The sequence below is a fragment of the Candidatus Pseudothioglobus sp. uisw_142 genome (assembly GCF_059512465.1).
On sequence record NZ_CM183452.1, the window covers coordinates 1,168,119 to 1,180,522 of the forward strand.

Sequence of the window (12,404 nt, forward strand, 5' to 3'; positions counted from 1 at the left end):
TTTATGGCGGGAATAGCTCAGTTGGTAGAGCCCCGGATTGTGATTCCGGTTGTCGCGGGTTCGAGCCCCGTTTCTCGCCCCACCTCATATTATGGTTTCAGCCTAATACTCAACTAGAAAAGAAGTCAAAAAGTCCTTTTCCGTGCACTTTTACGTGCACTTTGCTTGGAGAAGTGAAATGGCTTACATACAAAAAGTTAAACGTAAACAAGATACTGCTTACCGTGTTTTTATTCTAGTAGATAAAGAAAAGAGAATAACTAAGACCTTCAGCACCAAAAGGTCAGCAGTTCAATTTGTTCATAGTGTTGAAAGTGATAGAAATAAATTACTTGCATACACTCAATCAAAGTCTCGAACATTACTCTCATTAGTAATAGAAAAATACCTCAATAATGAGTACAAAGGAACTAGAGTAAATGATGAAAGAGTTAAGCTCAATTTTTGGATTAAGGCTTTAGGTGATAAGCCAATAATTGATACTACAACTACAGATATTAATGATGCTCTAGGTACCCTTCCTGTTCACCTTAAAAATGCCACAATTAACCGTTATGTAGCTGCTATTTCAGTTGTATTTTCTTATGCTTGTAGAGAGTACGGACTAGAAGTAAATCCTGTCCGCAAAATCACCTCTCTTCCAGAGAATAATGAGCGAATAAGGTTCTTATCAGAAGCTGAAAGAACGCGTCTATTTAGCTCTTGTAGAGCCTCTCATTGGGATAAGTTGTACCTCATTGTACTCCTTGCAATTACAACAGGAGCAAGGAAGGGAGAACTCACTAAACTGAGGTGGAATGATATTGATTTTGAGAGAAGAACTGCTTATGTCTCAACCACTAAAAACGGTCAACCTAAAGTTCTGCCGTTGACAGATTCTGTAATTAAAGAGCTGCAACTATTTGATACCAAAGATAGTAGTTTAATCTTTGCATCTAAAGTTAAAGAAGAGGTTGCTTACTGCTTTACTAAGCCTTGGAAGAAGGCTCTCGAGGATGCTGAAATTAAGGACTTTAGATTCCACGACCTTCGTCATTCCTGTGCGTCTTACTTGGCTCAATCTGGGGCATCTCTCTTGGAGATAGCAGATGTTCTAGGGCATAAACAGATTAGTGTTACAAAGCGATATGCTCATCTCTGTATAGAGCATAAGTCGAGTCTTATTAATCGAGTGATGGGTGGTATTTAGTTTCAGAATAAACTACAATGAGATTATGAAAAAACTTCTACCCATTCTAATCATTATTTTTTCATCACTCTTTATTTCGAGGGAGGCGTTGAGCTTGCCTAATTGTTCAGGAACTGAACTATCTTCTTGGAATAATTGTTTTGGTACCTATGAAGGTTATGTTGGTGAATTTAAAGATGGAAAACGCAATGGTCAAGGAACTCTAACTTTTCCAGATATGACTGGAGATTCCACTAAAGTTAGTGTTTATGTTGGTGAGTTTAAAAATGATGAGTTTGATGGTAAGGGGACTATAACTCTCTCTAATGGAGTTAAGTTCATTGGCGATTTTAAGAATGACAATTTTAGCGGCAAGGGGATTTTGACCTCTCTAGATGGAGTGAAATATATTGGTGAGTTTAAGAATTACATTTTTAACGGTCAAGGAACCTATACGTCTTTAAATGAAAAATACATTGGTGAGTTTAAAGATGGATATTATGAAGGAAATGGAACTCTAACCCTTTCAAATGGTGTGAAATACATTGGAGAGTTTAAAAATAATGCTGCAAATGGTCAAGGCACTTTAACTAATCCAGATGGAAGTACATATGTTGGTGAGTTTAAAGATTCGTCATATAACGGACAAGGCGTTTTCTCACGAAATGGTTCTAGTATTGTTGGGGAGTTTAAAAATAATGCTGCAAATGGTCAAGGCACTTTAACTAATCCAGATGGAAGTTCATATGTTGGTGAGTTTAAGGATTGGTCATATAACGGACAAGGCACTTTAACTAATCCAGATGGAAGTACATATGTTGGTGAGTTTAAAGATGGAAAATTACATGGAAAAGGAGTCCTTACTCAAGTAGATGGAAGGATATATGTTGGAGATTTTAAAGATGGAATGAATCATGGAAATGGAACTTTAACCTTAATGAATGGAACAAAATATGTTGGCCAGTGGGAGAATGATTCAGCAAATGGTCAAGGTGTTTTATCATTTCCAGATGGAACAAAATATGAGGGTGAGTTTAAAGTTGGAGAATATAACGGACAAGGGACTTTATCACTTCCAGATGGAACTATCATTATTGCAGAGTTTAAGAATGACATGCCAAACGGACAAGGCACTGCAACCTTTCCAGATGGAAGGAAATACATCGGTGAGTTTAAAAATGGATTATTTGATGGGAATGGAGTAATAACTCATTTAGATGGAGAGAAATACGTCGGAGAGTTTAAGGATGACACTGCAAATGGACAAGGAACCAATACCTTTTTAGATGGGCAAAAATATGTTGGCACATTTAAAGATGGAAAAAGAAACGGACAAGGCACTATAACCCTTCCTGGTGGAGATAAATATGTTGGAGAATTTGAGGATGACCTTCCAAATGACCAAGGTATTTGGACATTTTCTGAGAAAACAAAACAACTTGCACGTGAATGTATGGTGAAGAACTACAAAGATTGTTAAACATTATTAACAACATAAGTCGAGTTTGATTAATAGAGGGTATGAAAAAGGCATTCACACTCATCGAGTTACTCATCGTAGTTGCAATCATTGGCATTCTTGCTGGTGTGGGTATTCCTATGTATAACGGATATATGGCTAAAGCGAAAATAAATACTTCTGAAGTAAACCATAAGCAGATTGCAAATCTTATATCAAGAACTTTTCTTGAATGCTCCATAAATCCATCAAAACAAATGAGATTACACCCCAAAATGGGTACTGTTCCTTGTGACGCTAATCAAATGGGCGTTTGGTATGGCTATTTTTCAGACTATATTGATTGGTTTGGTAATTATGAGAATGCATATGGTGATTCACAAAAATTTTGCTATACATCAGGAGAAGCAGGAAGAATCAAAAACCCTGATATGGGAAAATGTGTAATCAAATATGATAGTAGATTTGGTAAGACGGGGATTTTACTAAAGACAAATATTGGTAATGAATCTGGACAACCAGATTATCTCGAAGAATTCATAATTAAGGAGTAGGTTAGACTGGCTAAATATAAGAAACTACATAGAAATACCAATAATTAGTATTATCTAGTGCCGCAAAAATAAAAGTCACTTATGGTCGATGACCATACGATTGTTAGCTTAGATAAACGTAGTTGAAACTATACTAATTTACTATATATAAATTAATTAAGTATTACTACGTTTTGGGAAGTCTTTATACCTAGAAAATTCAAAAAATATTAAGGTTGTTATATAAGATATAGTGTTTCTTCTTTGTAATATTCTAGGTCTATCCAAGAAGGTTTTTTCTATTATTTTATTAAAACATATTATACCATATTTTGTCTCAAAAATAATAAGGTATACATAATATATACTACTTATTGAGTTTTAAAATTGTATATAAATCAATATGTTATATTTATTAATTTAATTTAATAAATATTGCTTAATAGTACCTATTAGAACTCGATATTCGCCATCCTAAAGTACTTAAATTACTTTGAAAGTAGTTCCCTGTTTAGTACAAAAAATAGTTCAAATTAATATATATTAAGGTATAGTTAAATTATGAGAAAAATCACACTATATTTTGTACTCCTCTTTTCAGCATTTTTTTCTTCAAACGCGTTATCTGAATACCCAACTACAATTGATAAAAATAGTTTGAAGTTATTTTGGGATACCTTTGATTTAGCTGACTATGCCACACCTCCAGACCCTTCTCTAAATGAAGGAGCTGTTAAATCCTGGAAAGACTGGTATATGGACTACTACCGTACCCCATTTCATAGGTCGATGGCAGTTGCTTACCCTAAAGATAATATTAAGAGCGCTGACTTTAGTGGTTTTTGTTACATTCCTGGGTGGAATAATAGGACTGAAGCTGATAGAGCTGCAATAGACTGTTGTAAACTTTATAAAGTACAATCACATACTTGCACGATTCTATTTAGAAATAATGACATTCTAGATAAAAATTACCTTGCAGTTTTAAATCCCAAAATACCTACCAATGCTTATGCATCTGGCACAAGCTGGAAGTGTAAATCTGGCTATGAAAAAGCTGGAGATAGTTGCAAAAAGAAAGAAATTCCTGCAAATGCGAAAGTTTCTGGCTCAAGCTGGGCTTGCATCAAAGGTTATAAGAAAGTTGGCAATAGGTGCAATAAAATATATGTACCAACTAATGCATCTTTGTCAGGGAATGGCTGGAAATGCAACACTGGTTATACAAAAATAGGCTCTGGCTGTCAAATTATTCCTGCAAACTCTACTGCAACTAGTTCTGGCTGGAAATGTAATATAGGCTATTCGAAAGAAGGTATTAGTTGTAAAAAAGTCGAAGATTCGTTAGATTATATTGAAGAACTTAAAAAAATAAAAGGACTTCTAGATTCAGGCATAATTAATGAAGATGATTTTGAAAAAATGAAGCAAAAGATAATCAATAGTATGTAGTAAGAGGCTCTTTTTCAAGCTTAATTTTTTATTAATTTCACATCTAACCCAGTTTCCCCGATTAACTAGTCATTCAAAAGGGGTGTCCTACCCCCTTCTATATTGCCATTTTATTGGTATAAAAAACGTGCCTTTTTGCGTGCACTTGAGAGTATTTTTGGCTCTAAAAGTGCCATTTTGTATGATAGACTTACTATTGATTATTTATGGACTAATTGTCCTTTTTTAGTTGTAGGTAAAGGGTAGCTCATCCTTTTCACGAAGTGAAACAGGATGTGAACGAAGTGAACAGTTGGTAGAGCCCCGGATTGTGATTCCGGTTGTCGCGGGTTCGAGCCCCGTTTCTCGCCCCACTTCTTATTACTTATTTTATGAAAAAACTTATATTTTTGTTATCTTTATTACTCATTTTTAGTTTATCTACAAAAGCAGATACTATTGAAGCAAATAAATTAAAACTAAAAAAATTTAATTCTTGTGAAAGTTGTAATTTAAATGGAGTTATTCTAATTGGAGAGCAGCTAAGTGGAGCTAACTTATGGTGGGCTGTTATGAGTGGTGCAAATCTTAGTAATTCAGATCTTAGTCATGCAAATCTGAAAAATACAAAGCTTGATAAATCAAAACTTAATGGAATAAAACTTATTAAAGCAGATCTTAGTAAGTCAGACCTTGATGGTGTGGACCTTACTGAGGCAGTCCTTAGGGGTGCAAATCTCAGTAATACAGTTCTTAGGAAAGGTGCAATCCTCTACCGAGCTGATCTAAGCAGGGCAAACCTAAATAACTCAACCATGAGTGGGGCAGACCTTAGAGGTGCATACCTAACATTAACAAACTTAAGTGGAGCATTTTTGGGTGGAGCAAACCTAAGCAATGCCATACTTACCGAGGCCATTCTAAAAGATGCAAATCTAGTAGAAGCAAATCTTAATAGAGCTGATTTTAGTGGGGCAGACCTAACTGGAGCAAACTTAACAAGAACAGACCTGAGAGGAGCAGACCTGAGAGGAGCAAACCTAACTGGAACAGATCTCAATGGGGCTATTTTGTGTGATACAAAAACACCTTGGGGGATTGATAATTCAGACTGTTGAGAGAAGGATTAAATTTATCAAAAAAAAATATTTAACCTCTAGAATCATTAATAATTTATTACTTAACTAGCGATTAATAATGAGTTATCAATTCACTTTAAATAAAGACATTTTTTGGTAAAAAAATCAAAATAGTAAATTTTTTTCGCCAAAAAGACTTTTATATAATCCAATATCATCATTGTATATTTCCTTTACAAGGTTAATTTCTTCATTACTATACATTGATTTATAATTTGGAGTTATTCCCTCATCTTTCATTTTCTTCAAATCAAGATCTTTCATTTTTGAAAAGTTACCGTCAACTTTTTTATGTTTTGATAAATCATGTTTTAGAATTGTCCGCGTATCAATAAGCTTAAAACCCCTACTTTCAAGCGAATTTAGTGCATCAGATAGCAACTCTATAGAAAAATAGTCATCATATATGTCATAGTGCAAAAAATCAGATTGATTTCTCCAGTGCTCATTCCTATCTTTTCTAGCCTGAGATTTAATTATTAATAAAAACTCATGGAAATTAATGCTCAATCTTTGTCCATTTTCATCATTAAATTTTAACTTTCTGCCTACAAATTTATCCAAAAAACAAGAAGCAATCCTCTTAAATGGGCATCGAAGAATAACAAATGTGTATTTGGCACACGCAACTTCTCTCTGAGAAGAAATAAAAGCCTGGTTATTAGAGTGAATCCACTTTATATCGTTAATATCTTTAATAAATCCATTAGCAATTGCAATTGAATATCTTAATGAAGAACAAGCATTCTTTGGAATAAAGGTACAAACAAAATTGAGTGGATATATAGACAAAGTATGAGTTGACGAAAAGGTGTGTAACTCATTTTGTCTTATTGGAACTTTTTCTAGTTTAGCGTTTTTTAAAAGTCGTCCTTTTAATATCATAAGAAATATAAATATTTACATTATAAGATTAACCTTATAAAAGTATGTGTTGATTTAATATTATTTAATAAAAATTAAAATATATAGTTTGCTAATTTAACAAATTTAAATTTCAAGATAACTATTTTTAATCCTTTAAAAAAACCAGTTAATATTATCTTGTTTGAATTACTCAAGTGAGATGGAATGGGTATACTAATTCAGAAATACATTATATTTTTTTAATGAATACTTATAAAGTTCTTCAGCATCCCACAAAAGATCTAAAAACAGTTAAAACTGGTTTTGCCTGGCTTGCTATACCTTTTGTAACATGTTTGCCAGTATTCCCAGTATGGTTTTTAATCCGAGGGCTCTGGAAGATTTTTATCGCATATATTCTCACAATCTTAATATTAGCGAGTATTGATTATGAACTTTACGGATATCTTGGATTCTTTAACTTCTCAACTGCAGATGGACTTCAGATAGTCATCATAATAGCTGAAATAGTTATCTTAACACTACCAGCATTTAAGGGGAATGAATGGACTATTTCAAACCTACTAGATCAAGGTTATAAAGTTTCATATTCTGTTCAAGCTTCAAGCAAAAAAGAAGCTATGCAGTTAGCTGTAAATAAAAATTTAGCTTAAGATTGAAAATTATCTAATTCATTATTTAAAAATTATAAAAAAAATCTCACTAAACATAATCTAGTGAGATTTATTGTGTGCGTCAGAAGGGGATATTAAAAAATACTTGTTACAGCCCCCCAAATACCTCCAACTACGTTACCAACCCCATTAACTGCAGCAGCAGGTACGGCAGCAATAGTGTCCATACAACCACTTACAAACATTGCAATAACTGCAATAAATAAAAATCTTAATTTCATTTTTAAAACTCCTTCGATTAAGTTAAATTTAATTATAAAGTAGTTTAAATTAGATATTCAATCAAATTATAAATTTAATAATTCAAGAATATTATCATATTACTATAATAAAACTAAGTGTATAGTTGAACTATATGTTGATAATTAAATAATAACTTTGAATAGATATTTCTTAAAAACTATCACGCTTTTACTTTTAGGCTTTTCATTTAATTCTAGTGCTGCTTCTTTATTTGAAGACTCTGAATTACGAGGAATAAACTCAACCTGCTCAAAATATTTAAGTCAAATTGAAAAATCATACAATTTGAATGGCTTAAATATTACATTTGCTCACCCTCAAAACCCCTCTTCATTCCCTTCTCTTCATGTCTCTTCACAGATATATAACAACGGTTCCTCTTCGTTTTCTGCTAGCTTAAGTCCTGATGGTGAATATTGTTACCTGTCGACAATTTTAGTAACCGCTATTAACAACCAATCTTGTTCTGAAATTGCACAACTAAAAGTTGAAAATGAAGATCTTGAATTATCTAGCTATGCAGATGGTGGTTTTATTATTCTTACTCCTGAAGATAAATCTTATCAAACAATCTTGACATCCTTAGGTGCAAATGCCTGCACAATGACTGAAGCACGAATGATTTGGCCTGGTCGGTAGTTTTTTTTGATTTAAGGTTATATTAATAACCATTACAAAAATTCATCAATATCACATAAATAAAGTTATTTATTTATATAATATGTGGAGTTGATTACTTTTTTAATTTCAGGAATAAATATGCAAAGAATATTTCTCTTTTTAATTACTAATATTGCCATTATGGTAATTTTGAGTATTACTCTAAGGATTCTTGGAGTTGAAAGTCTCCTCATGCAAAATGGAAGTGATTTAAATATCAATGCTCTTGTAATTTTTTCTGGCATTTTTGGTTTTGGAGGTGCGTTCATCTCACTAGCTATTTCAAAGTGGATGGCTAAAAGAATGACGGGTGCTACTGTCATTTCTTCACCAAAAAATAATATTGAAAAATGGCTTATTGAAACAGTAAAAAAACAATCTAAAATTGTTGGTATAAAGATGCCTGAAGTGGCTATTTTCCCTTCAAGTCAAATGAATGCATTTGCTACTGGAGCTAGTAAAAATAACGCCTTAGTGGCAGTTTCACAAGGACTTATTGACAACATGACTCAAGGTGAAATTGAAGCGGTAGTTGGTCATGAAATGAGTCATGTTGCCAATGGAGATATGGTCACACTGACTCTTATTCAGGGAGTTGTTAACACCTTTGTGATATTCTTCTCAAGAGTTATTGGTCATCTTGTTGATCGAGTAATACTTAAAAACCAACGTGGCTATGGTATTGGATACTTTGTTACCACTATCTTTGCACAAATAGTACTTTCAATTCTGGCTAGTATTATTGTTATGTACTTTTCCCGTAAAAGAGAATATATCGCTGATACTGGCGGTGCAGATCTAGCGGGTCATCAAAACATGATTAATGCACTAAAACGTCTCGGACAGAGAGAGCCAGAGCCATTACCAGAACAATTAGCAGCTTTTGGAATTGGAGAAAAGCCAAAATCTAAACGTTCTCAGCTATGGTCATCTCACCCACCACTTGAAGACAGAATTAAAGCTCTGGAAAAAAGAGCACAACAACCTAAATAAAGTATGTCTATCAGTATCAAATCTCTAGATCAAGTCGATAAGATGCGTCTTGCTGGAAAGCTAGCATCGAGTGTACTTGAAATGATTGGTGAACATGTTAGAACTGGAGTTACAACAGAAAAACTCGATCAAATTTGTCATGATTATATTGTAAATGACTTAGATTCAGTTCCCGCTCCTCTTAACTATAATGGCTTCCCAAAATCGATATGTACTTCTGTTAATAATGTAGTTTGTCATGGGATTCCTAGTGAAAAGAAACTCAAAAAAGGTGATATCATCAATATTGATATTACTGTAATAAAAGAAGGCTTTCATGGTGATACTTCGAAAATGTTTATCGTTGGCAAGCCTAGTGTTAAAGCATTAAAAATTTGTAACGTTGCGAGAGATTCAATGATGCTAGGTATTGAAAAAGTAAAGCCTGGTATCCACTTAGGAGAAATTGGTAAAGTTATTGGTGCTTATGTACACAGTAAAAACTGCTCTGTCGTCAGAGATTATTGTGGTCACGGTATAGGTGAGGTTTTTCATGAACTCCCTCAAGTGATTCATTACGATGATGGAAAAATATCTCAAAGCCCTATTCTTGAACCTGGAATGACCTTTACTATTGAACCAATGGTGAATTTAGGTGGTTATGAAGTTATTACTTCAAGAATTGATGGCTGGACAGTTACAACTAAAGACAGATCGCTTTCAGCTCAAACAGAGCATACAATTTTAGTGACTGAAAATGGTTATGAGATTCTAACACTTAGGGATGAAGAACTCAATCAATAACCACTTATATTAAGCTCTCGAGTCTCATATTGACAATACAGCTTGTGTTAAAATAACTCTTTTTTTGTATTTATCTTCAAGTTCAGTGAAGCGCTTAAGAAATTACTTTATATCCGGGCTTTTATTTTGGATTCCACTTGCTCTAAGTGTACTCCTTATCAAATTCTTTTTAGAAATTGTAAATAATCTTGTTCCAGCTAGACTCCTACCGGAATCTCTACTCAATCTAGATACAACTATTCCAGGCTCTGGAATTGCTCTAGTTATTCTAGTTATCCTCATTACTGGAGGCCTTGTTACTAATATCTTAGGCCGTAAACTACTCGACTTATGGGAGCGTGCGTTAAATAAAATACCTGGTTTTAGAAATATATATAATGCCCTAAAGAAAATCTCTTCAACTGTTTTAAATACATCAAGTGACAGCTTTAGAAAAGCATTTTTAATTCAATATCCAAGTAAAGGCATCTGGGTTATTGCTTTTCAATCTGGTGACTATAAAGGTGAGGTTGAAAGTATTATTGGAAAAGATGTTATTAATTTGTTTGTTCCAACAACACCCAACCCGACTTCAGGCTTTTTTGTGATGATTCCAAAAAAAGATGCAGTTGAGTTAAAAATGAGTGTTGAAGAGGCGTTTAAACTAGTGATATCAGCAGGTGTTGTGACACCTGAAAATTTAAAGATTAAGGAAAAAAAATGAGGACACATTTTTGTGGTGAACTAAATAAGTCAGCTCTTGATTCACAAGTTAAACTTTGTGGCTGGGTCAATAGGAGACGTGATCATGGGGGTGTAATATTTCTTGACGTTAGAGATAAAAAAGGAATCGCTCAAATTGTCATCAATCCGGATACTGCAGATACTTTTAAATTGGCCGAAACGATTAGGAATGAGTTTGTCATTCAGATAACTGGCCAAGTTGTTGCTAGGGCGAGTGAGATGGTTAATAGTAAAATTCCAACTGGTGAAATAGAAGTTCTTGCTTCACACATTGAAATATTAAATTCGTCAAAACCCATTCCCTTTCAACTTGATTCGATGGAAACTTCTGAGGAGGTGAGACTTAAATATCGTTATTTAGACCTCCGAAGAGACGAAATGCAAAAACGTTTAAGACTCAGATCAAAAGTAACCCACTTTATGCGTGACTTTATGGATAGCAATGACTTTCTAGATATTGAGACGCCTTTTTTAACTAAAGCAACACCAGAGGGAGCAAGAGACTATCTCGTTCCATCAAGAACACATGAGGGTAACTTCTTTGCTCTTCCTCAATCACCGCAACTTTTCAAACAGCTTCTCATGATGTCTGGATTTGAAAGATACTATCAAATTGTTAAATGTTTCAGGGACGAAGACTTAAGGGCAGATCGTCAACCCGAATTTACTCAGCTTGATGTTGAGACATCCTTTATGAATGAAGATGAAATTACATCTCTTATGGAAGAGATGATAAGAGGGCTTTTCAAAGAGGTTGGCAGTATTAATTTACCCTCTAAATTTCCAACAATTACCTATAAAGAAGCCATTAATCTCTATGGTGTTGATAGACCCGATATGAGAATTCCATTACATCTAATCGATGTGAATGGCATCATGAAAGATGTTGAATTCAAAGTTTTTTCAGGGCCTGCAAACAATAAAAATGGAAGAGTTGCTGCGCTCAAAGTTGAAGGTGGGGCATCAATTAGTCGTAAGCAAATAGATGACTATACAAAGTATGTAAGCATCTATGGTGCTAAGGGCTTAGCCTATATTAAACTCAATGAAGATGGACCCTCATCTCCCATTATTAAATTCCTAGGTGACGATGTCACTCAGAAAGTAATTGACCTAACAGAAGCAAAAACTGGAGATATTATCTTTTTTGGCGCCGATAAATCTAAAGTAGTCAATGAGGCTCTTGGTAATTTAAGGGAAAAACTTGGTCATGATTTAAATCTCTACAATAAAGAATGGGCTCCTATTTGGGTTCTCGACTTCCCTATGTTTGAAGTTTCAGATGATGGCTCTCTTAATGCCATTCATCATCCATTTACCGCGCCAAGTGTAGACTCAAAAACACTGATAGATAACCCCGAGGATTCGCTCTCAAGAGCTTATGATTTAGTAATCAATGGCTCTGAAGTTGGAGGTGGATCAATTCGTATTCACCAAAGTGACATGCAGAAAACTGTGCTATCACTTCTTGGTATTGATGATGAAGAAGCAAAAGAAAAATTTGGTTTTTTACTTGATGCGCTTGACTATGGTTGCCCGCCCCATGGTGGGATAGCTTTTGGCTTAGATAGACTCGTTATGACTTTAAGTCAAACTGAATCGATTAGAGATGTTATTGCATTTCCTAAAACACAAACTGCAGCGTGTTTATTAACTGATGCTCCCTCAAGCGTTTCTAAAGCGCAGCTTAAAGATTTAAACATTAAGGTGACTCTTCCGACTAAAGTTTAA

The 12,404-nt window shown here is 34.1% G+C and carries 13 protein-coding genes and 1 tRNA gene; 12 read left to right on the plus strand and 2 right to left on the minus strand.

Annotation, left to right across the window (positions count from 1 at the left end; genetic code table 11):
* Positions 1-6 precede the first annotated feature (6 nt).
* The 6 genes from AC5YGB_RS05985 to AC5YGB_RS06010 all read left to right on the plus strand — a co-directional run bounded on the left by AC5YGB_RS05985 (position 7) and on the right by AC5YGB_RS06010 (position 5,709).
* A tRNA-His gene (locus AC5YGB_RS05985) sits at positions 7-82 on the plus strand.
* A 96-nt stretch (positions 83-178) separates the two neighbouring features.
* The gene (locus AC5YGB_RS05990) at positions 179-1,189 is read left to right on the plus strand and encodes a tyrosine-type recombinase/integrase (protein WP_496136957.1); all 1,011 of its coding nucleotides are present in this window, start codon (positions 179-181) and stop codon (positions 1,187-1,189) included.
* A gap of 25 nt (positions 1,190-1,214) precedes the next feature.
* On the plus strand, positions 1,215-2,648 hold the full coding sequence (locus AC5YGB_RS05995) for an MORN motif precursor (RefSeq protein WP_496136958.1): 1,434 nt from the start codon (positions 1,215-1,217) through the stop codon (positions 2,646-2,648).
* A 41-nt stretch (positions 2,649-2,689) separates the two neighbouring features.
* On the plus strand, positions 2,690-3,181 hold the full coding sequence (locus AC5YGB_RS06000; RefSeq protein WP_496136959.1) for a prepilin-type N-terminal cleavage/methylation domain-containing protein: 492 nt from the start codon (positions 2,690-2,692) through the stop codon (positions 3,179-3,181).
* Positions 3,182-3,721: 540 nt separating this feature from the next.
* The gene (locus AC5YGB_RS06005; protein WP_496136960.1) at positions 3,722-4,612 is read left to right on the plus strand and encodes an SHOCT domain-containing protein; all 891 of its coding nucleotides are present in this window, start codon (positions 3,722-3,724) and stop codon (positions 4,610-4,612) included.
* 371 nt (positions 4,613-4,983) lie between these two features.
* Entirely contained in the window at positions 4,984-5,709 is a 726-nt protein-coding gene (locus AC5YGB_RS06010; RefSeq protein WP_496136961.1) for a pentapeptide repeat-containing protein, read from the plus strand.
* A gap of 126 nt (positions 5,710-5,835) precedes the next feature.
* Here the strand turns inward: AC5YGB_RS06010 and AC5YGB_RS06015 are convergent, their stop codons facing one another.
* Positions 5,836-6,615 carry a sulfotransferase family 2 domain-containing protein gene (locus AC5YGB_RS06015; protein ID WP_496136962.1) on the minus strand — a complete coding sequence of 260 codons (780 nt, stop codon included), beginning with the start codon at positions 6,613-6,615 and terminating at the stop codon, positions 5,836-5,838.
* 224 nt (positions 6,616-6,839) lie between these two features.
* On the opposite strand from AC5YGB_RS06015, the gene AC5YGB_RS06020 reads away from it, so the two are divergent.
* On the plus strand, positions 6,840-7,250 hold the full coding sequence (locus AC5YGB_RS06020) for a hypothetical protein (RefSeq protein WP_496136963.1): 411 nt from the start codon (positions 6,840-6,842) through the stop codon (positions 7,248-7,250).
* A gap of 95 nt (positions 7,251-7,345) precedes the next feature.
* On the opposite strand, the gene AC5YGB_RS06025 is transcribed toward AC5YGB_RS06020, so the two are convergent.
* Positions 7,346-7,492, minus strand: coding sequence for a hypothetical protein (locus AC5YGB_RS06025; protein WP_496136964.1), 147 nt, complete (start codon positions 7,490-7,492; stop codon positions 7,346-7,348).
* A 157-nt stretch (positions 7,493-7,649) separates the two neighbouring features.
* On the opposite strand from AC5YGB_RS06025, the gene AC5YGB_RS06030 reads away from it, so the two are divergent.
* The 5 genes from AC5YGB_RS06030 to aspS all read left to right on the plus strand — a co-directional run bounded on the left by AC5YGB_RS06030 (position 7,650) and on the right by aspS (position 12,404).
* Positions 7,650-8,153 carry a hypothetical protein gene (locus AC5YGB_RS06030; RefSeq protein WP_496136965.1) on the plus strand — a complete coding sequence of 168 codons (504 nt, stop codon included), beginning with the start codon at positions 7,650-7,652 and terminating at the stop codon, positions 8,151-8,153.
* A gap of 120 nt (positions 8,154-8,273) precedes the next feature.
* Positions 8,274-9,167 (plus strand): protease HtpX, encoded by an 894-nt coding sequence (gene htpX, locus AC5YGB_RS06035; RefSeq protein WP_496136966.1) that lies wholly within the window; start codon positions 8,274-8,276, stop codon positions 9,165-9,167.
* Between the two features lie 3 nt (positions 9,168-9,170).
* Entirely contained in the window at positions 9,171-9,950 is a 780-nt protein-coding gene (gene map, locus AC5YGB_RS06040) for a type I methionyl aminopeptidase (protein WP_496136967.1), read from the plus strand.
* A gap of 85 nt (positions 9,951-10,035) precedes the next feature.
* A complete protein-coding gene (locus AC5YGB_RS06045) occupies positions 10,036-10,653 on the plus strand; it encodes a DUF502 domain-containing protein (protein WP_496136968.1) in 618 nt (205 codons plus the stop codon).
* Positions 10,650-12,404, plus strand: coding sequence for an aspartate--tRNA ligase (gene aspS, locus AC5YGB_RS06050; RefSeq protein WP_496136969.1), 1,755 nt, complete (start codon positions 10,650-10,652; stop codon positions 12,402-12,404). The genes AC5YGB_RS06045 and aspS overlap by 4 nt, the downstream gene beginning before the upstream one ends.

What these genes read in the sequence shown, in the direction of transcription:
- AC5YGB_RS05990 (WP_496136957.1), top strand. Translation starts at nt 179, where the DNA reads ATGGCTTACATACAAAAAGTTAAACGTAAACAAGATACTGCTTACCGT.
- AC5YGB_RS05995 (WP_496136958.1), top strand. Translation starts at nt 1,215, where the DNA reads ATGAAAAAACTTCTACCCATTCTAATCATTATTTTTTCATCACTCTTT.
- AC5YGB_RS06000 (WP_496136959.1), top strand. Translation starts at nt 2,690, where the DNA reads ATGAAAAAGGCATTCACACTCATCGAGTTACTCATCGTAGTTGCAATC.
- AC5YGB_RS06005 (WP_496136960.1), top strand. Translation starts at nt 3,722, where the DNA reads ATGAGAAAAATCACACTATATTTTGTACTCCTCTTTTCAGCATTTTTT.
- AC5YGB_RS06010 (WP_496136961.1), top strand. Translation starts at nt 4,984, where the DNA reads ATGAAAAAACTTATATTTTTGTTATCTTTATTACTCATTTTTAGTTTA.
- AC5YGB_RS06015 (WP_496136962.1), bottom strand. Translation starts at nt 6,615, where the DNA reads ATGATATTAAAAGGACGACTTTTAAAAAACGCTAAACTAGAAAAAGTT.
- AC5YGB_RS06020 (WP_496136963.1), top strand. Translation starts at nt 6,840, where the DNA reads ATGAATACTTATAAAGTTCTTCAGCATCCCACAAAAGATCTAAAAACA.
- AC5YGB_RS06025 (WP_496136964.1), bottom strand. Translation starts at nt 7,492, where the DNA reads ATGAAATTAAGATTTTTATTTATTGCAGTTATTGCAATGTTTGTAAGT.
- htpX (WP_496136966.1), top strand. Translation starts at nt 8,274, where the DNA reads ATGCAAAGAATATTTCTCTTTTTAATTACTAATATTGCCATTATGGTA.
- map (WP_496136967.1), top strand. Translation starts at nt 9,171, where the DNA reads ATGTCTATCAGTATCAAATCTCTAGATCAAGTCGATAAGATGCGTCTT.
- aspS (WP_496136969.1), top strand. Translation starts at nt 10,650, where the DNA reads ATGAGGACACATTTTTGTGGTGAACTAAATAAGTCAGCTCTTGATTCA.